Source organism: Novosphingobium sp. B 225, assembly GCF_002198665.1.
Classification (GTDB): Bacteria; Pseudomonadota; Alphaproteobacteria; order Sphingomonadales; family Sphingomonadaceae; genus Novosphingobium.
The window spans coordinates 100,675-120,845 of sequence record NZ_MWLM01000003.1; the positions used below are offsets into that span (position 1 = coordinate 100,675).

The 20,171-nt window shown below is 58.3% G+C and carries 21 protein-coding genes and 2 pseudogenes; 11 read left to right on the forward strand and 12 right to left on the reverse strand.

Annotated features, from left to right (window positions below):
* Positions 1-286: 286 nt before the first annotated feature.
* From MNBBLIKP_RS00675 to MNBBLIKP_RS00685, 3 genes and pseudogenes are all read left to right on the forward strand, one after another.
* On the forward strand, positions 287-958 hold the full coding sequence (locus MNBBLIKP_RS00675) for an XRE family transcriptional regulator (protein ID WP_176399593.1): 672 nt from the start codon (positions 287-289) through the stop codon (positions 956-958).
* A 74-nt stretch (positions 959-1,032) separates the two neighbouring features.
* Entirely contained in the window at positions 1,033-1,254 is a 222-nt protein-coding gene (locus MNBBLIKP_RS17680) for a hypothetical protein (protein ID WP_140420490.1), read from the forward strand.
* Positions 1,255-1,328: 74 nt separating this feature from the next.
* Positions 1,329-2,082 (forward strand): annotated as a pseudogene (locus MNBBLIKP_RS00685) (IS5 family transposase).
* A gap of 27 nt (positions 2,083-2,109) precedes the next feature.
* Here the strand turns inward: MNBBLIKP_RS00685 and MNBBLIKP_RS00690 are convergent.
* Positions 2,110-2,346: a hypothetical protein gene (locus MNBBLIKP_RS00690; protein WP_088306593.1), complete on the reverse strand. Its 237-nt coding sequence runs from the start codon at positions 2,344-2,346 to the stop codon at positions 2,110-2,112.
* A 340-nt stretch (positions 2,347-2,686) separates the two neighbouring features.
* Here MNBBLIKP_RS00690 and MNBBLIKP_RS00695 point away from each other — a divergent pair, with 340 nt between their 5' ends.
* Entirely contained in the window at positions 2,687-2,914 is a 228-nt protein-coding gene (locus MNBBLIKP_RS00695; RefSeq protein WP_254912866.1) for a DUF6437 family protein, read from the forward strand.
* Positions 2,915-3,023: 109 nt separating this feature from the next.
* Here the strand turns inward: MNBBLIKP_RS00695 and MNBBLIKP_RS00700 are convergent, their stop codons facing one another.
* Positions 3,024-3,410: a single-stranded DNA-binding protein gene (locus MNBBLIKP_RS00700; RefSeq protein ID WP_088306595.1), complete on the reverse strand. Its 387-nt coding sequence runs from the start codon at positions 3,408-3,410 to the stop codon at positions 3,024-3,026.
* A gap of 640 nt (positions 3,411-4,050) precedes the next feature.
* Here MNBBLIKP_RS00700 and MNBBLIKP_RS00705 point away from each other — a divergent pair.
* Positions 4,051-4,326, forward strand: coding sequence for an HU family DNA-binding protein (locus tag MNBBLIKP_RS00705; protein WP_088306596.1), 276 nt, complete (start codon positions 4,051-4,053; stop codon positions 4,324-4,326).
* Between the two features lie 765 nt (positions 4,327-5,091).
* On the opposite strand, the gene MNBBLIKP_RS00710 is transcribed toward MNBBLIKP_RS00705, so the two are convergent.
* On the reverse strand, positions 5,092-5,403 hold the full coding sequence (locus MNBBLIKP_RS00710) for a PilZ domain-containing protein (RefSeq protein ID WP_088306597.1): 312 nt from the start codon (positions 5,401-5,403) through the stop codon (positions 5,092-5,094).
* A gap of 330 nt (positions 5,404-5,733) precedes the next feature.
* Between MNBBLIKP_RS00710 and MNBBLIKP_RS00715 the strand changes: the two genes are divergently transcribed.
* From MNBBLIKP_RS00715 to MNBBLIKP_RS00735, 5 genes are read left to right on the forward strand one after another with little or no spacing between them, the layout of a single operon-like run.
* Positions 5,734-7,671 carry a TadE/TadG family type IV pilus assembly protein gene (locus MNBBLIKP_RS00715; protein ID WP_088306598.1) on the forward strand — a complete coding sequence of 646 codons (1,938 nt, stop codon included), beginning with the start codon at positions 5,734-5,736 and terminating at the stop codon, positions 7,669-7,671.
* Positions 7,668-8,258 (forward strand): TadE/TadG family type IV pilus assembly protein, encoded by a 591-nt coding sequence (locus MNBBLIKP_RS00720; RefSeq protein WP_088306599.1) that lies wholly within the window; start codon positions 7,668-7,670, stop codon positions 8,256-8,258. The genes MNBBLIKP_RS00715 and MNBBLIKP_RS00720 overlap by 4 nt, the downstream gene beginning before the upstream one ends.
* Positions 8,258-8,938: a TadE/TadG family type IV pilus assembly protein gene (locus MNBBLIKP_RS00725; protein WP_088306600.1), complete on the forward strand. Its 681-nt coding sequence runs from the start codon at positions 8,258-8,260 to the stop codon at positions 8,936-8,938. Before MNBBLIKP_RS00720 ends, MNBBLIKP_RS00725 begins: the two co-directional genes overlap by 1 nt.
* On the forward strand, positions 8,929-9,201 hold the full coding sequence (locus tag MNBBLIKP_RS00730) for a hypothetical protein (protein ID WP_088306601.1): 273 nt from the start codon (positions 8,929-8,931) through the stop codon (positions 9,199-9,201). The genes MNBBLIKP_RS00725 and MNBBLIKP_RS00730 overlap by 10 nt, the downstream gene beginning before the upstream one ends.
* Positions 9,198-9,821, forward strand: a complete 624-nt coding sequence (locus tag MNBBLIKP_RS00735; protein ID WP_088306602.1) for a hypothetical protein — start codon at positions 9,198-9,200, stop codon at positions 9,819-9,821. Before MNBBLIKP_RS00730 ends, MNBBLIKP_RS00735 begins: the two co-directional genes overlap by 4 nt.
* Before the next feature lie 21 nt (positions 9,822-9,842).
* On the opposite strand, the gene MNBBLIKP_RS00740 is transcribed toward MNBBLIKP_RS00735, so the two are convergent.
* A complete protein-coding gene (locus MNBBLIKP_RS00740) occupies positions 9,843-10,466 on the reverse strand; it encodes a response regulator (RefSeq protein WP_088306603.1) in 624 nt (207 codons plus the stop codon).
* Entirely contained in the window at positions 10,459-12,363 is a 1,905-nt protein-coding gene (locus tag MNBBLIKP_RS00745) for a sensor histidine kinase (RefSeq protein WP_176399594.1), read from the reverse strand. Before MNBBLIKP_RS00745 ends, MNBBLIKP_RS00740 begins: the two co-directional genes overlap by 8 nt.
* Before the next feature lie 77 nt (positions 12,364-12,440).
* Here MNBBLIKP_RS00745 and MNBBLIKP_RS00750 point away from each other — a divergent pair, with 77 nt between their 5' ends.
* Positions 12,441-13,010, forward strand: coding sequence for a DUF4402 domain-containing protein (locus MNBBLIKP_RS00750; RefSeq protein WP_176399595.1), 570 nt, complete (start codon positions 12,441-12,443; stop codon positions 13,008-13,010).
* A gap of 587 nt (positions 13,011-13,597) precedes the next feature.
* Here MNBBLIKP_RS00750 and MNBBLIKP_RS17685 read toward each other — a convergent pair.
* The 7 genes and pseudogenes from MNBBLIKP_RS17685 to MNBBLIKP_RS00785 all read right to left on the reverse strand — a co-directional run bounded on the left by MNBBLIKP_RS17685 (position 13,598) and on the right by MNBBLIKP_RS00785 (position 20,133).
* Positions 13,598-15,460 carry a CshA/CshB family fibrillar adhesin-related protein gene (locus MNBBLIKP_RS17685; RefSeq protein ID WP_140420491.1) on the reverse strand — a complete coding sequence of 621 codons (1,863 nt, stop codon included), beginning with the start codon at positions 15,458-15,460 and terminating at the stop codon, positions 13,598-13,600.
* A gap of 488 nt (positions 15,461-15,948) precedes the next feature.
* Positions 15,949-16,893: a DUF2493 domain-containing protein gene (locus MNBBLIKP_RS00760; RefSeq protein ID WP_088306605.1), complete on the reverse strand. Its 945-nt coding sequence runs from the start codon at positions 16,891-16,893 to the stop codon at positions 15,949-15,951.
* Positions 16,894-17,195: 302 nt separating this feature from the next.
* Positions 17,196-17,912 carry an RES family NAD+ phosphorylase gene (locus MNBBLIKP_RS00765; RefSeq protein ID WP_254912867.1) on the reverse strand — a complete coding sequence of 239 codons (717 nt, stop codon included), beginning with the start codon at positions 17,910-17,912 and terminating at the stop codon, positions 17,196-17,198.
* The gene (locus MNBBLIKP_RS00770; RefSeq protein WP_088306640.1) at positions 17,890-18,267 is read right to left on the reverse strand and encodes an MbcA/ParS/Xre antitoxin family protein; all 378 of its coding nucleotides are present in this window, start codon (positions 18,265-18,267) and stop codon (positions 17,890-17,892) included. The genes MNBBLIKP_RS00765 and MNBBLIKP_RS00770 overlap by 23 nt, the downstream gene beginning before the upstream one ends.
* Before the next feature lie 59 nt (positions 18,268-18,326).
* A pseudogene (locus MNBBLIKP_RS00775) lies at positions 18,327-18,751 on the reverse strand (hypothetical protein).
* Between the two features lie 10 nt (positions 18,752-18,761).
* Positions 18,762-19,703 (reverse strand): ArdC family protein, encoded by a 942-nt coding sequence (locus MNBBLIKP_RS00780; RefSeq protein ID WP_088306607.1) that lies wholly within the window; start codon positions 19,701-19,703, stop codon positions 18,762-18,764.
* Between the two features lie 154 nt (positions 19,704-19,857).
* Positions 19,858-20,133: an HU family DNA-binding protein gene (locus MNBBLIKP_RS00785; protein WP_088306608.1), complete on the reverse strand. Its 276-nt coding sequence runs from the start codon at positions 20,131-20,133 to the stop codon at positions 19,858-19,860.
* Positions 20,134-20,171 lie beyond the last annotated feature (38 nt).

The following is a 20,171-nucleotide window of genomic DNA, read 5'->3' on the forward strand; positions in this document are numbered from 1 at the left end:
CACGGGGTCGCGGCTCCGCCGAACTGGCGGCCCACAAGGCAAGCTAGCTACCAGTACACCTTTGCTTCGCAGCCATCGCGCCGCGGCCAAAGGCATTCACTTATGCCGTCCCGGACCGCCGCGTAACGCGCTGTGATTGAGGGAATAGTTCCGGGCCGCAGCGATCCAGGGAGGAAGCCCGTATAATGCCTGCCCGGCTTTGCCGACCGGCTCGACGAACCGGCTGATCATGTTAAGCTTGTCTGCGAATGCCAGTTCGGGTTGCCCGCTGGCTGAAGGAGTCCAGATGTTCAGACGTGACCGCATGCGCGCACTCATGGAAGCGCAACGCATCTCGCAAAGTGAAATGGCTCGGCGGGTCGGCGTGACGCCAACCAGTATCTGGCGCTTGCTCCAGCAGGAAACCAGGAGCACGCAGAGTCTGGCAAAGATTGCCCGTGTTCTCTCCACGACCACGGACTACCTGATGGGGCAGACTGACGACCCGGATCCGGCCGGAATGCGCTATGATTCACCGGCAGTCCTGCAGGACAGCGCCCAATCCCCGAATGATCTCGTCAAGATCGATCCGATCGAGGCAATGCTGGTCTCGAAATCGCTAATAGTCCAGCGGGAGGAAATCCCGGATCCGATTGTCATCATGCGCTCGCAACTGCACAGGTACTCCAAGGCACCGACCAATCTGATCTATTACATGGATAACCTGGGGGAGACGATGTCCCCCACGATCCAATCCGCGGACCTGGTGCTGATCGATACGGCCCAGATCCATGTGAAGCGAGGGGGACAGGTCTGGGCCTGCATATCGGGCAGCACCCCCTTCCTTGCCCGCCTGCGCCATATGCCCGAGGCGGGCATCCGGCTGTCCTGCGACAATCCGGCGATCGCCGATGAACTGGCTCCGCGCGCGGCGGTTCGGATCATCGGCCGGGTGATCGCGCACTTTCGGGCACTTTGATAGGGTTCCCTGTCCGCTGCACAGCCGCTTCACGGCTGGCGATCGGCTTGCAAGGCGCGGTCAAGCGCGGCGGAATGTCCGTTCCCGCACCATCAATTTGGAGGGCCAACCTCCTCGATCCGGCAATGAATCGCCTCAACCGCCCGATCGATATGTTCGGCAGCGATATGCAGGTTTGCCGTACCCACGCTTTTCTGCAGACGGGCCGGATAGCGCAGCCCCTCGGCACAAGCGATCAAGTCGGCGTGCAGCTGGCGCAAGAGCCTGCTCGTTTCTTTCTGGCCAGCCATCGCTAGGCTCAGGACCTCTTAGACCGCTTGCATGAGGCATGATTGGTTGATTCAACGCCAGCGTCAAGGAGCTGCTGGCGATGGATGTTCCGTTTGTGTTGAGCGAGGCGCAGATGCGCAGGATCGAGCCGTTTTTCCCGCTTGCGCATGGCATTCCGAGGGTCGATGACCGCCGGACCGTTTCGGGCATCGCCAACGTGATCAAGCACCGGTGATGTGGCGCGATGCGCCCAAAAGCTACGGGCCGCACAAGACGATCTACAACCGCTTTGTCCGTTGGAGCCGGCTGGGCGTGTTCAGCCGCATCTTCGCCGAGCTGGAGGGCAAGGCCGGCGAACCCGACCGGATCATGATCGACGCCACCCATTTGAAGGCGCACCGCACCGCGCCAAGTCTCCTAAAGGGGGGGCTTTTCCCAGACGTATCGGGCGCACCAAAGGCGAGCTGACTTCCAAGCTCCACGCCGTTTGCGACGGCGAAGGGCGGCAAATCATCCGGCTGATCACCGAAGGGCTGATGAGCGACCGCAAGGGCGCTTTTCTGCTGCTCGACGCGCTGCCCAGGACCAAGCATCTGCTCCGCGACAAGGGCTGCGACAGCAACTGGTTCAGCGCCGCCCTGACCGAGCGCGGCATCACGCCCTGCATCCCGCCGCGCGCCAACTGCAAGGTCCAGATCGACTACGACAAGACCCTCTACACGCAGCGCCACAAGATCGAAAACGTCTTCGGCCGCATCAAGGACTGGAGGCGCATAGCCACCCGATACGACCGCTGCCCACACACCTTCCTGTTGGCAATCTCCAGCGCCGCTACCATCTGCTCCTTGTTGTAATCCATGATTCCTGAGTCTGGCGGCAGCCTAGTCTTCATCGCAGAGTTTGCTCTGTACGGCCTCGATGACCCGGTCATACAACCTGGGTGCCAGTGCCCCGTAGTCACCCTCGTCGACTGCGACGAACCCCGCTTCATCGTCGGTCAGAACGTATTGAGTAAAGTAGCTGTGGTAGGACCGGGCATGGGCCCGATCCAGCGCGGCCAGGTACGCTGCCTGGTCAAATTCTGGCGGCATGGACGAATGGACAGTAACTACGATCATGGCAAGTCTCCTGATGTTCGATGCTTCGCATCAGGGGCGTTTGCGATGGTGGCGACGGGACGGGTCAGGGACCGTGTGGGACACGCGGCCGCGTTAGCGGCGAAGGGGGCAACGATTTTTCTCGCGGCGCAGCCGCGATAAAAATGGTGGGGCCCCGTCGTCCTTGATGCGGCCCCCAAGCCGCCATCACACTCGGCCTTCTCGCGAGAGAGCCCTCCCCCTCTCCGGATCGCACGCACTTTTCCAACAAACCGTTTTCCTACAAGCGCCCGACCTGCAAAAACGCCCAGCAGGAGGGGACCAACGGCCAACGAAAGGTAAGTCTATGGCCCGGTCCAAAGTGAGCGCACGCGATGCGCTGTTGAAGGTGCAGCGCCAACGCGAAGAGCTCGCGGCCGAGGAGACGAGGTTGCGTGAAAGTGCAGCGACCGAACTCGGCAGGGTACTGCTCGAATGCGGTGCAGAGACGTTTGAGCCAGCGCAGTTCAGGCAGTTGATGCGTCAGTTGGCGACTCTGGGGATCGACGAGAGCCTCAAACGCCTAGCCTCCCCGTCCAAAGCGTCCTGAGGCGGGCACGCGGGGTTCGATGCCCCGCGCGCCCGCCATGGCCCCTGGACAGGCAAAGGCCCCGGCGGCTCGCACCGCCGGGGCCTCACTCCGATCGATGGACTGCGCTTCAGTCTTCGATGTCGGGGGCACCTTCGTGGTCACCCGGGCGCCCCTTGGTGAGGAAGTCGACTTTGTCTGCGATGATCTCGCAGCCGTAGCGCTTGGTGCCGCTCTGGTCTTCCCACTGGGTGTAGTGGATGCGCCCTTCGACGGTTACCAGCTGGCCTTTGGTGCAGTATTTGGCGACGTTCTGACCGAGACCATTGAAGCAGGTGACGCGGTGAAATTCGCTATCTTTGGCGGTGTAGCCGTTTTCATCCTTGAAGGTCTTGCCCTCTTTGCGGGCAGGCCGGTCGGTAACGAGCGAGATCGAGGTGATGTTGGTACCGCCGCCGGTGGTGCGGGTTTCGGGATCGCGGGCGATACGGCCGACGAGAATAACGAGATTGGTCATTGCACTTCTCCTGATCGAGCAATCCGGGGTGATCCCGGCTGCGAACCCAAGTGAAGAAGCGGCCCCCGGGCGAACGCACCGAAGGGGAACCTGGATATGGTCCGGGTGGTGCGGGCAGCCGCCCTTAAGGGCGGCAACACGGCCGGACCTGATCCGGGTTGCGGCTCGACCGGGGGTTGTTTCAAGAGCAGGGTCGCATGAAGCCGGGTTGCAGCTGGATAGTTGAGCCGGGGTGCTGACTCGCTCCGTTCTGCGGCTCGGCATCGCCAATGCTCCCCTCATCAACGGTGCGCAGTTCATGCAACAGGCTCGGTGCCAGACCGGCCAAGTGCTCAAGACCGGGACTGAGGCAATGGAGTGGCTTACGACGACACCGAGCGGAGGTCGTTCTGGCAATGTTTGGCAGGGAGCATAGCCAATAGCGGCCCCAGCAGACCATCTCTCCTAGGAATGGCGGCCCACTCCTGCGCTCACACGAGCGTTGTCCGTGAGGGTCAATGCAGAATCGCCTGAGGCAAGTCACTCGACTAGAACGGGCAGAAGACGCCGCTGATATGTGCAGACGTTCCCGGCAATCATTGGACCTGCGCCCGGGCGAATGGCCAGGTCTCAGCGCTTCATAAACCTGAGGGACATTTTCATGAACAACAGTGATCTTGCCGACAAGCGTGCCGCTGACAACGGCCTTACCAAGGCCGAAGCGCGCAAGCAGGTTGACGCCGTGTTCGCAGCGATTGCGGACGCTGCAGCCAATGGCGAAGAGGTCGCGCTCAATGGATTTGGCAAGTTCAAGGTCAAGGCGACGCCGGCCCGTGAAGGCCGCAAACCTTCAACCGGCGCTGCCATTCAGATTGCTGCCGCAAGAAAGCTGACTTTCGCAGCGGCCAATGCTGTCAAAGACAAACTCAACGGTTGACGCTCCAAGACGCGCTGCTTGTAGCGCCTTGAACGCTCAGTTCGAAGCGGGCCAGACCAAAACCACCGCCCCTTGTAGGTATTCCAACTTGGCCGCGGATGGGGTCTTTGCGTCTAGCGAATCGCGCTCATCGCCGAACCTGGATATCGGCCTCTCGGGTAGCCGCACCATGCTACAGCTGACCTGTGCCTCGCTGGTCAGGCCATCCGGATCCGCGCGTACACTAACACCCAGCCCCGTTTCAAACTACTCGAGGGGCATTTACCCGATATTAGGTAGTTTTGGCCATGATCTGTACACCACTGCAGAGCCCGTCTGGCGGTGGCCGCATATGATCAACTTCGCCTCGACCGGATCGCAGAACGGTCGAGGCGTTTTTGGTTAAGCGGTATGCCGCGTTCCAAATCGAGCACGGCATCAAGCGCCTGGCCAGCATGACGATGTCGCATGTGCGCAGCTTCCGCAGGTAAATTGCGCTCCTCGATCGGCAGCCTGCGCGCTCTGGCGTCTTGGGAACACACCGACCTCCGCCCTGCCAGGGCGTTGGCCTGGAGGGTTTGCCGTGAACCGCTCCCCCAGGATGAAAGAAGCTGGGTGGCTTTTCGAGATTGCTGAGACTCGGAGTTTGGGCCCGATATAAAATGATGCGCTCATAGAGAAATTCAGCCAACGGACAGCGAAGGTTGAACTGCGGCTGGGTCGCTTGGCATCAACGCCGCGATGCAGCCAGTTGGAACATTCACCAGACTACTCGAGCCCTTCTCTTCAGAGCGTAACCAATGCTGCAAAGGCCGCGTGCTTGCGGAGGAAATGCTCCAGCACCGGGCCATAGATTGGTCGCTCGAACACTACTCCGCACTGATAGTTCGACACCCATTTGACGTTCGCCTTCAGCCCGTCGAGCCCATCAGGCCTGACAATGATCTTGGAGTTGACCCTGGGAGGCTTACCCTGAACTTGGATGCAGCAGCCATTGGCCGAAAGATCGACCATCATGCCAAAGCTCCTCAACCCGCTTTCGGCGCGGATTTGGACTTGCCAACATATCTGAGATCGCAGTTCATGACGCGGTAACATTCTTCGATTTTAGCCTTGATTTATATATCTTTGGTTAAAGGTAATCCGCAAACATGCGTGATCGCAATTTAGGGCAAAATGATATATTTTACCCTAATTTGCGCGAATGATCCTGAATTCCAAGCCGACCAGATAAGGCGCTGTCTAACCCGGCTCGTGCGTCGAGGCTTTCGCCAGGATTGCGGAAGCTCCCCTGCGACTCCATCGATTTACGTATCGTTAAGCGAAGTAAATTATATCGCCCGATATAGCCATTTGCCGGGCCCACCCCCAGCAACTTGGCATTCGAGATACCGGCTGTGCAGCTGGTAAGCCACGGAGTGATGAGGGATGAGCGCATATCGGGCAAAAGCCCTCTTGCATACCTTGCTCCGGGACGAATCTGGAAATGTGTTGCCGATCGCCGTTGCCGGCATCATTGTGATGTCGGCTATCGTCGGCGGCGGCGTGGATCTCAGCAGAGGCTACAAGGTCCAGAACCGGCTTCAAAATGCTTGCGATTCTGCCGTCCTGGCTGGGCGCAAGGCTGTTACGACCAATGGTTATGACTCCACCGCGAAAGCCCAGGCGCAGACCTATTTCGATATCAACTTTGATCCCGCTCAACAGGGCACAACGCATACCACTTTTTTGAGCGAGGGCGATACGGCCGGAAACTCGATTGGCGGCCAAGCCAGCACCCGGATGCCGATGCTCATGATGCAATTGTTCGGTGTCGAAGACATGACGTTGCGCGCGAACTGCGCTTCGACGATGGGGGTTGGCAACAGCGACATCACGATGGTTCTCGACGTCACTGGCTCAATGGGCACTTCGCTCGGGACAGGGACCCGGCTAAGCGCCTTGAAAACCGCGATGAAGAATTTCTACACGACCGTTGATACGGCGGTGCAGGGTAGCAATGCTCGGGTCCGTTATTCGTTTGTCCCGTTCAGTACCACGGTCAACACCGGTCGATTGTTGTATGACCTCGACCCGGATTACATTACCGACCACTGGACAATCCAGTCGCGTGCACCGATCACCAAAACCATCACCTCGCAGGTGTTCAATGGCTGGGATACGGCGGTCGTTACCAGCGCACCGAGTGACTACACGTCGCAAGCGAATTCCTCGACGAGCCAGTATAGCAGCACGAACTATACATCATTGAATTCCTGTAACAGTGCGCGACCCGCCGATGTCCCTTGGGCAAACAATGGCTCTGCCACGACCAGTACCACAACCATCACCAATGGTGCGGGACAACAGGTCGTAACCCGTGTAACCCGTCAGCCACAGCGTATGACCACCTACATCTGCCAACGAAGCGGCAGCCGGTATCGCGTATTTTACTATTATTCGAACCGTACGTTTAATAGTTATTCATATGAAACAAGCGATCCTATCTATACGACTGTGACCAGCGTGGTGTTTGATCGTTGGGAATATAAGCCGGTCCAGTACGACACCAGCACCCTGAAGACGTTTCAGCCGGTCGTGACGCAGACAGGTTCCAACGGCACGAACGTAACATCGACCTGGGAAGGTTGCATCGAGGAGCGGCAGACATCTGCTGCATCGAGCATCAGCTATTCCGTACTTAACGGCATGAATCCCAGTGATGCGCTGGACCTGGACATTGATTCCGCCCCGACGAGCGATGAATCGACGAAATGGGCACCACTTTGGCGTCAGGTTGCCTATAACCGAAACACCACGAACGTCGTCAGTTCCACGACCAACAGCAATACTGCCACCTCCTACTGCGTGCCGGCCGCTAAGGTCCTGCAGACGATGGAGCAATCGCAGTTCAACAGCTACGCTGATTCGCTAACCGCACAGGGTAACACTTACCTGGACATTGGCATGTTGTGGGGCGCTCGCTTAAGCTCGCCAGACGGGATCTTCCAGGACACCGTCAACGCCGAACCGGCCAATGGCGGCAATGTGACGCGGCATATCATCTTTATGACCGACGGGCTGCTTGAGCCGGCCAACACCACCTATCAGTCGTATGGAATTGAATTCCTCGATCGACGGGTGACCAGCGACGGCTCCTTATCCCAGGCAACCAGTCGTCATAGTTTGCGGTTCAGGGCAATCTGCGACGCGGCGAAGGCAAAGGGAATCCGGGTTTGGGCAATCGGATTCACCTCCGGCCTCACGTCAGACCTGGCCTATTGCGCATCGCCGAACAGTTCGTTCACCGCCAACACTGCCACCGAACTGAATTCGGCGTTTCAGACCATTGCGAAGCAAGTCGGTGAACTGCGGGTGCTGTCATGAAATGGCGCAACGCAGCAACCGCACTGGCCCGGGACAAGGCTGGCGTTTCCGCGACCGAGTTCGCACTGATTGCGCCCGTCTTTTTGACTCTGCTGATCGGCATTTTCGACGCAGGCCAGGAAGCTTACGCGATCTCGGTGCTGAACGGCGCAGTACAGAAAGCCGCACGAGATTCATCGCTGGAAGTGACGGATCTTGGCTATGCAGATGCAATGGTCGAAAAACAGATCGGCCCGATCCTGCCCGGTGCCACATTCGAGTCCAAACGGACCAGCTACAACGATTATGCGGACATTGGCCGCCCCGAGAAATGGAACGATGCCAACAATGACGGCACCTGCAGTTCGGGCGAATCCTATGTCGATGAAAACGGAAGCGGAGAATGGGAATCAGATATCGGCAAAGATGGCAACGGCGGCGCTGACGACGTTGTCGTCTATGAAGTGACCGTCAACTATGAGCCGACGTTCAAAGTGCCGCTTATGCCAGGCCATTGGAACGAGCGCAGCCTGACAGCCTCTGCCATCAAGAAGAACCAGCCCTTTGCCAATCAGACTGGCTATGGCTCGACGGCGGGAATTTGCTGATGCGCGTCAAGTCAAGTCAGGTGAAATCGCTGGTACGCAAACTTTCTTCCGACGCGTCGGGGGCTGCCGCCATCGAATTTGCGCTCATCCTGCCGATCATGACAGCCGTGGGTATGATGGGAACTGAAATCGGCTACATGGCCATGGTCAATCTGCAGATCAGCCAGGTTTCGCTTGCAGTAGCGGATGCCGGTTCTCGGCTCGAGCAAACCAACAACAATTCGGTTGCCCCGACTGTGACTGAGGCCGACATCGATTCAGTTATGGTTGGTGCTGACAAGATGGGCGATCGCTTCAACCTGAAAGAAAACGGCAGGGTTATCCTATCCAGCCTCGAAAAGGATCCAGCCACAGGTAAGCAGTTCATCCACTGGCAGCGGTGTTTCGGGGACCTCAAAGTCAATTCGGACTATGGTAACGATTCAAGCAACAACGGACTGAACGGCCCTGCCCTCGTCAGCATGGGCAGCGGCGTCAACAAGGTCACATCACCCACAACCAACCAGGCCGTGATGTTCGTTGAAGTGTTCTACGATTACAAAGGCCTGTTTGGCACCATGTTCATCAAGAAGATGCGCTTCAAGCAGGAAGCGGCCTACTTGGTGCGTGATATTCGCGACCTGCGTGCATCCAATGTAACCGGCGTGACCGGCGGTGGGGGGAAATCAACATGCGCCTGATTCCATGGAAGGACAGGAAGATGCCTATCGCGCGGCTGGTGATGGCCGGGCTGGCCCTGTCCAGCGTGGGATGCGCTGGCTGGGCCTATGCTTCACAGTTTGGATCGCACAGTGCTTGTGTAGGCGAGCTACATGCAGCCTTGATCGTGCAGGAGTATTCGCAGGTTCCTGATCGTGCCAAATTCGCAGCGGAGAGACTATGCAACCGGGCGAAAGATGAAGCCAATGCCGCGATGCATTTGATTCCAGGAGCACGAAATTGAGCGGCTTGATCGCCCTTGCGGCCTTCCAGATTGGTCTGGTGATCTGCCTGATCTTCCTGGTTTCGAAGCTTGTTGGCATGATTAACGCCGGTGCCCCGCTGATCAGCATGCAAAACCCGTTCAAGCGGCCAGCCGCCCAGCCGAAAGCGGTGCCGTCGAAACAATCAGGTCCCCGTGAGGCGGATGGGGAGCGCATCGTTTCATTCAGACTTCCCTTGCCACACAAACGCGATCGGACTGAACCAGCGGAAAAATTCGTTCAGGACCAGATCACTGACAAGGCGAAGTTAGGCCGCAGCCGTAAACTGTTGACGCTAAGCGAGCTGGAATCGGCCAGCAATCGGGCCGCAGCGGAGTTTCCCGAAAACTACTATGCCGAGATTGAGGCCCGGCTTGAAGAATTCTTTCAGGCCTATCTCGCAACAGAGATCACTCTGGCTGACTATTTCGAGCGCATTCGCAAGGAAAATGCGTTGGCCCAGGCAGTCTTACGCAATGACCACGTCCTGCTCGATCCGCAGCTTCGGGCCGAAGCAGAACGGGCAGCCGCGGCGATCGAATGGTGCCATGAATGGGCCACAGGTCAGGCCATACAATGTCGTGACGGGCTCGCAGCTTGAACGGTTCGGGATCGCAGAAAATCAGGATAGGGTGTTGTTCCGCAATGCCGCCAGCTCAGTTCGGTTGCTGGCGCCTAGCTTTTGAAAGACCTTGTGTAGGTACAATTTGACCATCGCCTCGGACATTTTCAGCCGATCAGCGATTTCCTTGTTCCGCAGACCCAGCACTGCCAAATCAGCCACCTGTTGCTCACGCTGACTGAGCGCCGCGCCCGCTCGAAGTGAAGAACCTTTGGCGTTCAACGCAAATGCCTTGTCGACGAGACTGCCATCCACAAAGCGCAATCCCTTCGAAACGGCTTCGATCGCCTCAAACAGTCGCTCTTCCGAACAGTGTTTAAACACGATTCCGTTAACGCTGGATCGCATCAGGCCCACGAGCGCCTCATCTGTCAATTGCGCGGTCAGGACAATGACTGGTCTCGTATCCTGGCGGGCTCGCATCGCTTGCAGAACAGCGACTCCGTCCAGACTCCGCATCTTCAAATCCAGCAAGATCATATCGGTTTCAACGGTCGAGAGCGCTTCAAGTGCGTCTTCCCCAGCCGCGATCGATCCAACGATCTGATGACCACGGCTGACCAGTGCTGCTTCAAGTCCTCGCCGGAAAAAAGCATGGTCATCGACGATTAGAATTCTAGCCATTGCCCATCCTGGTGTTTGGAAGCCGTAAGGTAATTGCCGTATGCCCCGGATCGCTTCGCACTTCAATTGTCGCGCCCATATCCTTTGCCCTTTGTGAAAGTGACCAAGGCTGATCGATCAAAGTGAGTCCCTTGAAGCCGTTGCCATTGTCGATGAACCGGAACTCAAAGCCAGCTGTTGTTCTCTCGACCAGCACTTCAAATGCGTTTGCACGCCCGTGCTTGGCAGCGTTAGCCACGGCTTCACGCAAGAATTGTGTCAGATCGAATCCAACTGATTCCGGCACCCGAATCCCCGTACCATCGGACTGGATCTCAACCTTTATTTGCCATAGCCTGCCAAGAATGTGAGCTGTCACTGAAAGTCGTTCAATCAAATCGACGTGTTGGTGGTCTGTCTCTGCCGATTGCAGGCGATCCATCATCAGCTTGATACCGTTTTGCTCTTCACCCAGAGCCTCGGCAATTTGGCTTATTTGGTCAGCAGCGAGTTCGGTGTTGACCGATCCGGGCCTGATCGATTGCAGCCAATACCGAACCCCAGCAAGCGATTGCGCGACGGAATCATGAAGATCGTGTGCCACTGACTGACGCAATTTCAACAGCGCCAACTCCTCTGACGACCGGTGAAATCCAACTACATCGAAAAACTGCTGGAGTTCCTGACCAATCGCTGCGGCGAGACTGAGTTGTTCGGCTGCAAGCACGCTAATGTCGGCGAGGAGAATACGCCCCCGACCCGTAACTCCCTGCAAGGGGATAAATATTCCGGTCCGGACACCAAATCGGGTGAGAAATTCTCCGTCCAGTCGATCACATGGCAATTCTGTCAGTGCTCGATTCTCCATGGTTGTCACGGCGAACTCGCGATGTAGGTCGAACAGGGTCGCTTGATCGACCGAATGAGAGAAGCCTCCGCTACAATCCTCACAAGCATTGCAGGCGTTGTGCAATGATCCAGCTGTTCGGACAGCGCAGGAAGGCTGACCGAAGTTCACCCAGCAAATTGCTCCGCCCCTGGCTCCGATCTGCTGCATTGCATATCTGATTGCTGCGTCCATTTGTGACGCCCAACTTGCGCCACCTGGATATTCGAAACGCGGCACATTTACATTCCGGAACCGAACCGAGGTCAACAGGAGAAATAGCGAGAGGCCAATAAGATAGGCCTGCCGCCTGATCAGGCTCCGCTCGTCCACAATCATACCCGAGAAATGCATTTCCGCGATCATCAAAAGGCAAACAATGTTCGCGAAAGCCAGGATCGATAAGCCGTGTCGCCAACTCCAACTCAGGTTTGCCGACAAAATCAGGAAGGCGAGGATAGCAAAAGTGGCGGCGAAGTAGCCGGATTCCATCGGCTCGATTACCACCATGGCGCCTAGATAATAGACAATGTCGATCGCCAGGATCATCTTCCTGAGCCGGAAGCTCAGTTTCCGATCAAGATGGAATACAAACAGTATAGAGATAGCGACACCTAAATAGGCAAACGCCCAAATGTCGTCCGGCTTGTCCCATTGAATATGCATGGTTTCATCGGTCGGGTCGGTGATGGACAGCAACGCAACCAGAACCGCAATCAGGACTCGGCTAAGCGCTATCAACCATCCGGTTTTTTGCGCCAGATTGCTATCAATCATACTGAGCACATTCCCTAAATCACGCGCATCGGAGGCGATCTTTCGTGGTGCCGATTTTTCGTCAAGGCTGATGGTTTGAACGTCGGGGTTTCGCAATCTGTTGAAATTCCAAACGATATATAACTTTAGATCAGGAAGATAATCTCGAACAGTCCGACCTTTGTGCGAGGCGACCCTAGAAATTGCCTGCCAATCTGCCGATCCGGGACGCAATGAGATTCCAGGGGGCTGACTGCGAGTTGCGGTGTCGGCCATGTGAACAGTTCTTTTACTATGGAACGATATATACCATCCCGAATGTTCGGGGACACGCTTTGTTGCACATCTGGTCGATGATGACTCGCATTGCCAACCTGGGCTCGTTCCTCCGGGCGCTCCGCGCATCCACTGCAGCGTTGTTTGTCCTCGGATCCTCTACTGCCGCCCACGCCGAACGCGTTTCTGTCACAGGCAGGGCCGAAGCCATAATCGTAACCCGGCTTAGCCTGGTTAAAACCGATGACCTCAATTTCGGGAAGATTGTTGCCGGCACCGCGGCGGGGACTGTCACGGTTACTCCTGCAGGCTCGCGGTCGGCAACGGGCGGCGTTCGCCTTGCTGGGACAGGGGCGCAACCAGCTGCGTTTTCGGGATACGGATTTCTAAACCAGACCGTCTCAATCTCGGTCAACAGCAACACGCCTGTCGTTCGGCGCGTTGGCGGATCAGAGACTATGCAGTTTGACACCTTTATCATTGGCAGCACCCCGACCGCCCAATTGACAACGGCTCCTCTGGCGTTCCGGATTGGCTCAAAAACCGGAATGTTCGCATTCCCAGTCGGTGCCACCTTACGGGTCAAAGCCCGGCAAACGCCTGGCCTTTACACAGGCAGCTTCAGCGTGACGCTCAACTACCAGTAGAATCTGGCTCCCTTTGGATAGGGTAGCTTTCGGCAATGACCGAGCAAGGACATCCCTGATCAAAACTGACGGTCGACAGGCGTGACCTCCAGCATTTCTCCAGCTGGGATTTAGCGCCGAGCCGCTTTGCTGCGCATGAGCGTTGTATGAGCAGTGGACCGTGTAGCGGAACCCGCAGAGCGCAGCGAAGTTGCCCCATGTCTAATCGGTCCTGAAGCGAACGCCGAGCGCCGCCAGTGTTACTTTGCGAAGGGATGTGTGCGTCTTTCCCGGTTGCGGTTCTCGGCCCAGGCTGCGATCCAGACCCGAGCATGGGCGAGGCTGAAGGGCAGCGTCACTTTGAGTAGATCGTCGGGCATGCCGTCGGTAACGGTCTCGACGATGATAACTGGTCTGCCAAGCTGGGCAATCGGCTCGGTCCGCTCCCGCACGATCAGGCGACCCGAGATTGAGGTGTCTGGCGCCGCTGCCGGGCACACCCAGGCACGTCAACGGCTACGTTGGGCCTGAGGAACCGCCGCGCCGACGCCATCTGGCCATGTACGAAATCGAAACTACAGCGCCGGTTCGGCAGGGTACAGGCCAACCTACTGAATCTGGGTCCGGAACGAGACGGTAAAGCTAGGTGGCGATCCCGAGGAGCCGGCCATCGCGCCCTTCGGATTGATGCAGACATATTTGATCGCAGGATCGTAGGCCGCAACCGGGGAGTATGTGCAGCTCGTAAAATTTGAAGGTGCGCTGCCAGCATTGGAGTAGCGGACATCGGTACTGGGTGTGAACGTCAACCCGCTCGAGGTTGTTCCTTGCGTCAAACTTGGTGCCGCCGCCGATCCGACGGCGATTTGCGGTGGCAAGGAGTCGATAATGAACACGCTGTTAGTATCGACTGGATTTGGCCCGGTGTTTTGCACAGTAATCGAATAGAGAATCACTGCTCCGGGAATGGCCTTTGGATTGGTGGTTCCGTTCACAGGATCTGACGACGCGAGTGATGCCTTGCTCGCAACAAGCGTCGCATTCGTGGCCCGTTTGGTATTGAGGATCGTGCAGTTTATCACGTCGCCCATCTGCGGCGTGACGACACCCCCAGGGGCGGCTGGTAGAGAGGTTGTAGAGGATGCAGCTGCATTGGAACAACTCATGGTCGACGTATACTGGGTGAGGCTTGTCGAGCCCGCCCCGGCTTCCGAAAACGAGTATATAACGCCAGGCGTGCCTTGAAATTGAGGTGTCGTACCGGTCGTAACCGTCGCTCCTGTACCAGTGGTTGTGGCAGTTGCGGCAACGGCCGAACCGGCCTTGATGTTCATGACGAATTGGTCTGCAGCGAACTGGCGCCCGGAGGCTGCGAGGCTCTTGGCAAGTCTCAAATGAGGATAGGGTGTTTCGGTAAAGCTACAGGACACATTGTCGCCGAATTGCAGAGCGCCGAAGCTGTAGCTCGTTGTAAGCACTCCGACGGGAAGAGTGGTCGAAGATCCACCGATTGCATTCGTGCAAGTCAGACTGGATCGATAGTGGCTGATCGTCGAAACGCTCCCGGGCGCCATCGTTTGGCTCAACGTCAGCGGGATCGCTGCCGTGCTTGACAACGCAGCTGCAACGAATGGCCCCAGACTTGCTCCGCTAGTTGTTCCGGAAGCCATGTTCGAGCCAGAGCCGGTAGCTTTGATTGCAAAGTTAAATTGATCGGCCGGATCGGCGCGCGCCTGCGAAATTTGGGTGTTCAGTCGGATCGATGCAAACCTTACAGCGAACATGACGCCTTGTAGCCCGCCGCCAACCAGGGTGGAAACGACCTGGCCCGGATTGGTAGAGCCGACCACATAGGCGCCAACATAGCCAGTTGCCCCATTTTCCAAGAAAGTCGTGGAGCCGATACCAGAGTAAGTCGGATATGATGCGCCCGAAATGGGCCCTGCCTGGTCAAGCATTTGCCAGCTTCCACCATTAGTCTGGAACTGCAGACTTTCGCCCTGATTGCTTGATTCCCCGTCGGCGGCAACAAGCATATAATTGGCGATGCTTCCGGAAGTCGGGGGCGTCAGAGTGATCGCGCTAATGGTAATCGACGTCGTGCCAGCGGCAGTTTGATACAAGATCGGCTTGCCGGAAATTCCCATGAAGGCTGTATTGCCTATCGCTGCGCCTGACCAAGATGGGGAAGCAGATCCTACCAGACTGGATCCTGTAACCTTGAGGTTGAAGGTCATGACAGTGCCGTCAGTCAAAGTGTATGAAAAGTTCTGACCGCTTGCCTGACGCGCCGTTGCATCTCGAAAGCCAGAGAAATCCAACCAGCAATATGTTTGCCAATTTGACGGTCCGGTGGAGCCTTGTGAGGTTGCATAAGCGCAGTTCGCGGCACTGGCAGGGCTAGCAAGCGCGAAGATCGCAAAATGCGCGAAGATCAACCAAAATATGCGTTTGATGGTTCGAAAACACATAAGTGAATCACAGAAACTCTCACTGCCCAGCGATCTGGCTACGCGAAAATCCCTAGGATCAAATTAAGGACAATCAGGCGCCGATTTCAGCTGCGAACGCGGCTTGAGCAGAGACAAACTGGTATGGCGGTCTTGATCTCATCTCCCGGCTATGATCGGCATGAGCGTCTGGGGATGGCCCTGGGGCGCCTTAGCTGGGCACATGACAAGAATCGCATGAGATAGACGGAATCTCAGCTTTCAGCAGCGCGGTTTCGAAGTTGCCGCTGCATCGGCAAGGGTGCGATCGGGCCTTCGAGGGTGATGGGCCGCACCGAGTTTCGAACGATCGATCTGCATGGTTGCAATAGGGCGACTGGGCACACCGACGTTTTCAAATTCCAATCCTTCCTGTCGCGGAGAGCGAGCTAGCGTCCAAAATCAAACCTGTGGTCCTGGTGCTGCTATCGGCGGCATTCTCGAATGCCACCGAGGCTCCAATTTGACATTCAGCAGACAGGCGCCTTCGGATTGGTCCCAAGGGGGCCTCGCCGATCGACGACGGTGATCCGGCGCGATTTGGCTTCAATCACGAGGCGTTCAAGTACGCCGTTGCCGGGGAAGGCGATCACGTAACGCGGATCGAGCGAGAGCATCCGCTCATTGCGCTTGAAGCCAGCGCGGGCGCCAAGCCGCGCATCGAGCGAGAAGCTTACTTGTGGGACATTGCGTCGTTCTGCCCAGGATGATGCTAGACGATCGCTGCCTTTGGTATCGCCGCCGTGGACCAGGACCATGTCAGGGACACGGTCACGAACCTTGTCGAGCACCTTCCAGACATTATTGGCAAAGGTCAGCGCATCGGCCTCGCTGGCATGGCCGGTGCGTCCACCGGCGAAGACGACCGGCGTGCCTTCGGGCATCGCCGCGCGGCGCTTGGCCTCGCTCCGAGCCCGCAGGAAGTCGCGTCCCTCAACCAGCGCAGAGGTAAACATGGCACTGTGGTTCAAGCGTGAACTCGAAACGGGCTTCCAGGACGATCCGAATTCGTTGAGGTAGAGGCTAGCTGCAACCTCGCGCATTTCCTCGAGCGCCAGCATTGCGCCTTCGGCGCATTGCGCCCGCTCGACCTGGGTTTCGAGTTCATGGGTGTGGATCTCGGAGCCATCGGCGGTCGCGACAAGCGCCCGTACCTCGTCCGTGGCGCGGTCGAGCGCAGCGGATTTGCGCGCTGCGAAGCGATGAAAGAGATTGACGAAAGCCCAGCCCAGATCCTCGGCGTCAGTTTCAAGCGCAGTACCGGACACAAGTGCGAACAGGTCGGACCAGACCGCGTCAAGGGTCTGGATCACAGCTTCACGAACCGGAAAATCGCTGCTCGAAACCGGAGCTGGATCAATCGAAAAACCGGCAAAATCAAGACCAGCAAGCTGATCGGCAAATGTGGTATGCATGGTTGTCCTCCTGACTGACGTAAGGCTGACCCGCCGCTTGGTGGCTGCGCCAGCGAGAGCCCGTCAGGGCCAGTCATGGGAGGACCCGCGCACCGCAGGGGAACCCGCTTGGACAGGCTGGCGCGGGCAGGCCAGGTCCCACCGGGACCGGCCAACACGGGCCTGCCCAAGCCGGGTTGCGCGGGTCCACCGGCTGGCCCAGGGCCTCTCTCGCTTCTGACGCAGCCATCAGCACGCGAACTGCTGCCCGGTCAGGGCATCCAATGACACTGTCGCACCAGTTCGGCTGCTGGTCCCACGCGTCAGGTGAGGCCGAAATCGGCTCCGGTGAAGACAAAGCGGTGCTCCGACGGGAAAGCGGCCAGTGCAGTGAGGCGGCCGCCTTCGAAGCGCAGGTGCCAGGTTCGGCGGATCGCCGGCTGGACCGCGGCAAAGGTTTCGGGCGCGAGAACGACGGCATTGTGGCCGCCTGCCGGATCGCGGACCGAACGGGTGCGGATCAGCTTGGCCCCGGCCTCGCGGGCCGCATGGCCAAGCTCCTGACAGGCTGAATAGTCGGTCGGGTCGGTCCACTGCGCAGCATGCGCCGCAAACGGGTCGCGGGTCAGATCGATCGCGTGGGCCGTTGCGATCTCGGCGGTGAAGCTCGTGTGCTCTGTCGTCGCGGAAGGCGGCGTGAACCCCGGTGAGCGCAGATAGAAGCGCAGGCGCCAATAGGCCGTCTCGGCGATCGCAGTGGCCTCAGCTTCGCTGGCATAGAAGATGCCCGGCCGTTCATCGGCCCGGCGAAACCGGCTGGCAGTGCCGTGACCGTAGCGAAACGGAGAGGCGAGCAGATAATGGAGGCCGTGCGCGGACCGTGGCAGATCTGGCTTCACGGCTTCGGCGAGCGCTTTGAGCCTGGCCTGGTCCTCAAGACTGTCTGCAAGCCGGTTGGTCGATATCCGGTGCTGGGCCTCGACCAACCGCCAGACCTTGCCGCTATAAGAGCGCAGTTCAGACGCGAGCGCGATGGGCATCCACATAATCGCAAACAGTGATCAGGCCCTTGAAGCTGTCGATGAGGTCGAGCGGACGCGCGTCCAGATCGAGATTGGTCGTCTCCAGCCAGCGCCGCGAAGCGAGATCGTCGCTGCCCATCAGCGCGTCGAGTCCGCGGAACAGGCGCAGCAGGAATTGCCCGGCCTCGAACGACTTCGAAGCCGGATCGAGCAAGGTTTTGCCGCCCTTGAGCCGCGAGACTGTTGCCGGGGAAAGCCCGAGCACCTGGCCAAGCTTGGGGTTGGAAAAACCCCAGAAATCGGCGATCTTCGCAATCGCCGAGGATAAAATCTGTCCATCGGAGCGCTGAGGTTTGGTCGCAAGGGTTACCATGGCCAGTCCTTTCAAATGATGCGTATAGACATGAACCATTCATTTGAACAGATGCTGAATCACGCGGCAGCTCGCTTGCGATAGACCCCTCCCCGTTCGACATGTGCCCAAGGCAGTCATAATCACCAATCAGCGCGACGAACTTTGGCGCAATCTGGGCCAGCCAGTGCTATGCTCGCGGTGATCGCGCGGTGTGCCATTCGGCATCCCAATAAGCGCTGTCATCGTGCTCTGCGATCCAGACCGCAACTAGCCCGCCATAGACCGAGACACCGCAGTCCGCGAACGTGTTGCGCAGAAGTATCCGGTCCTCTCGCCCGCGCCAGCCTGTATGAGGAATAAGCGAGGGAAAGGCGGCGGCGGTCCGCTCACTGAGGTCATCGCGTAGCCATTTATATTCGAATTCCCAGTCGTCGTCGTTCTCGGTCTCCAGGACCGTGAACGCCACCAGAGCACCGCTGGAATAGCTAACCGATCTGCCCATGGCGTCCTCCTCAAGCTGCAAGTGCGGTATCGCCGGCGGCGGATGCGGCTTCGTCAGGCACGGCCCGTCCCCCCAGCCTGAGCAGCATACTGGACGCTTCCTCGGCCTTGGCAGCTGCGGTCAGGATTGCACGGTCATCATCGCGCAGAAGTTTGAGCCAATGGTCGATGTAGCTCGCGTGGTGATCGAGATGCGTCACCGGTAGGCCGAGTTCAGCGCCCAACATGGCGCTTGAAAGCTCGGCGATCAGTTCTTCGGCAGCATAGGCAGCCGTGCCGAACCGGTTCCTGAGATCGCGCGCGAGGCGGCTGGAGTGCCCGGTCCAGTGCGAGAGCTCGTGCGCAAGCGTGGCATAGTAGTGATCAAACCCGGAGAACAGGTGCGCAGGCGGCAAAGTCACGCGGTCCGCGAGCGGCTCATAATAGGCCTCGCTGCCCTGTTGCCTGAGGTTCACCGGGACCTTACCGAAGAACGTATCGAGCTCGGCTTCGCGTCCTTCAGGTTCGACCAGTTCGAGCGAGGTTGCAGGATGGAACTGTTCGGGCAAGCCTTCGACCTGATCCGCGTTGAACACCGGATAGGCCTTCAGGACCCGGCGGGCCTCATCAGACTTTTCGCCGGTCTCTGGAGCTTCCACCTCCTTGGTGTAGCTCTTGTAGAAGATCGCTATGGTCGATTTCTCGCCCTTCTTCACCTGAGCCCCGCGGCCTTTCGCCTGATTATAGGTCATCCAGTAGGGCGAAGCGTAGCCGGACATGTCGGCGACCATCCACAGCCAAAACACATTCATCCCGCGATAGGGAATGCCGCAGGCCCGCAAGGGCCGCGATACCGGGCCCCCGCGCCAGGGCTGGATCCACGGCTTGGTTCCGGCTTCGAGCCGGGCAATGATTTCCTGGGTGATCCGGGTGGCGGGCGAGAGACCGCCCGACGAATGCTTGCAATAGGCCATGAAAGAGCTCCTGATCGGGCCTTCCAGCACATTCGCCGGTCAGGTCCGTTCAGGCCCAAGCCCCCTCCACTCTTCCCGCGTGGCAATTGGGATCGCTCAGTCGCTCGGCCTGGCCTGCGGCGCCGGAATGCCGGTGCCGCAGGCCGGAGGGCGATCAACCGTTGAGGCGATCCTTAACCGCCTTGGCGGCGGCAAAGGTCAGCTTCTTCGACGCAGCGATCTTGATGGTCGCACCAGTCGAAGGATTGCGGCCTTCGCGTTCTGCGCTCGCCTTGACCTTGAACTTGCCAAAGCCGTTGATGGCGATTTCGTCACCGCTCGCAGCGGCTTCGGCAATCGCCGCGAAAACTCCATCGACAACCTTGCGGGCATCGGCCCTGTTCAGGCCATTGGCGTCGGCGATCTTTTCAGCGAGGTCAGCATTGTTCATGGGAAGTCGGTCCTTCGTTGGATGGATGGCGGGCGGTA

Excerpts from the sequence above, each read along its gene's own strand:
- MNBBLIKP_RS00750 (WP_176399595.1), top strand. The coding sequence starts at position 12,441 with ATGATGACTCGCATTGCCAACCTGGGCTCGTTCCTCCGGGCGCTCCGC.
- MNBBLIKP_RS00740 (WP_088306603.1), bottom strand. The coding sequence starts at position 10,466 with ATGGCTAGAATTCTAATCGTCGATGACCATGCTTTTTTCCGGCGAGGA.
- MNBBLIKP_RS00705 (WP_088306596.1), top strand. The coding sequence starts at position 4,051 with ATGAACAACAGTGATCTTGCCGACAAGCGTGCCGCTGACAACGGCCTT.
- MNBBLIKP_RS00765 (WP_254912867.1), bottom strand. The coding sequence starts at position 17,912 with ATGCCCATCGCGCTCGCGTCTGAACTGCGCTCTTATAGCGGCAAGGTC.
- MNBBLIKP_RS00675 (WP_176399593.1), top strand. The coding sequence starts at position 287 with ATGTTCAGACGTGACCGCATGCGCGCACTCATGGAAGCGCAACGCATC.
- MNBBLIKP_RS00725 (WP_088306600.1), top strand. The coding sequence starts at position 8,258 with ATGCGCGTCAAGTCAAGTCAGGTGAAATCGCTGGTACGCAAACTTTCT.
- MNBBLIKP_RS00770 (WP_088306640.1), bottom strand. The coding sequence starts at position 18,267 with ATGGTAACCCTTGCGACCAAACCTCAGCGCTCCGATGGACAGATTTTA.
- MNBBLIKP_RS00730 (WP_088306601.1), top strand. The coding sequence starts at position 8,929 with ATGCGCCTGATTCCATGGAAGGACAGGAAGATGCCTATCGCGCGGCTG.
- MNBBLIKP_RS00700 (WP_088306595.1), bottom strand. The coding sequence starts at position 3,410 with ATGACCAATCTCGTTATTCTCGTCGGCCGTATCGCCCGCGATCCCGAA.
- MNBBLIKP_RS00780 (WP_088306607.1), bottom strand. The coding sequence starts at position 19,703 with ATGGCCTATTGCAAGCATTCGTCGGGCGGTCTCTCGCCCGCCACCCGG.
- MNBBLIKP_RS00760 (WP_088306605.1), bottom strand. The coding sequence starts at position 16,893 with ATGCATACCACATTTGCCGATCAGCTTGCTGGTCTTGATTTTGCCGGT.
- MNBBLIKP_RS00745 (WP_176399594.1), bottom strand. The coding sequence starts at position 12,363 with ATGGCCGACACCGCAACTCGCAGTCAGCCCCCTGGAATCTCATTGCGT.
- MNBBLIKP_RS17680 (WP_140420490.1), top strand. The coding sequence starts at position 1,033 with ATGTCCGTTCCCGCACCATCAATTTGGAGGGCCAACCTCCTCGATCCG.
- MNBBLIKP_RS00715 (WP_088306598.1), top strand. The coding sequence starts at position 5,734 with ATGAGCGCATATCGGGCAAAAGCCCTCTTGCATACCTTGCTCCGGGAC.
- MNBBLIKP_RS00720 (WP_088306599.1), top strand. The coding sequence starts at position 7,668 with ATGAAATGGCGCAACGCAGCAACCGCACTGGCCCGGGACAAGGCTGGC.
- MNBBLIKP_RS00710 (WP_088306597.1), bottom strand. The coding sequence starts at position 5,403 with ATGTTACCGCGTCATGAACTGCGATCTCAGATATGTTGGCAAGTCCAA.
- MNBBLIKP_RS00785 (WP_088306608.1), bottom strand. The coding sequence starts at position 20,133 with ATGAACAATGCTGACCTCGCTGAAAAGATCGCCGACGCCAATGGCCTG.
- MNBBLIKP_RS00690 (WP_088306593.1), bottom strand. The coding sequence starts at position 2,346 with ATGATCGTAGTTACTGTCCATTCGTCCATGCCGCCAGAATTTGACCAG.
- MNBBLIKP_RS17685 (WP_140420491.1), bottom strand. The coding sequence starts at position 15,460 with ATGTGTTTTCGAACCATCAAACGCATATTTTGGTTGATCTTCGCGCAT.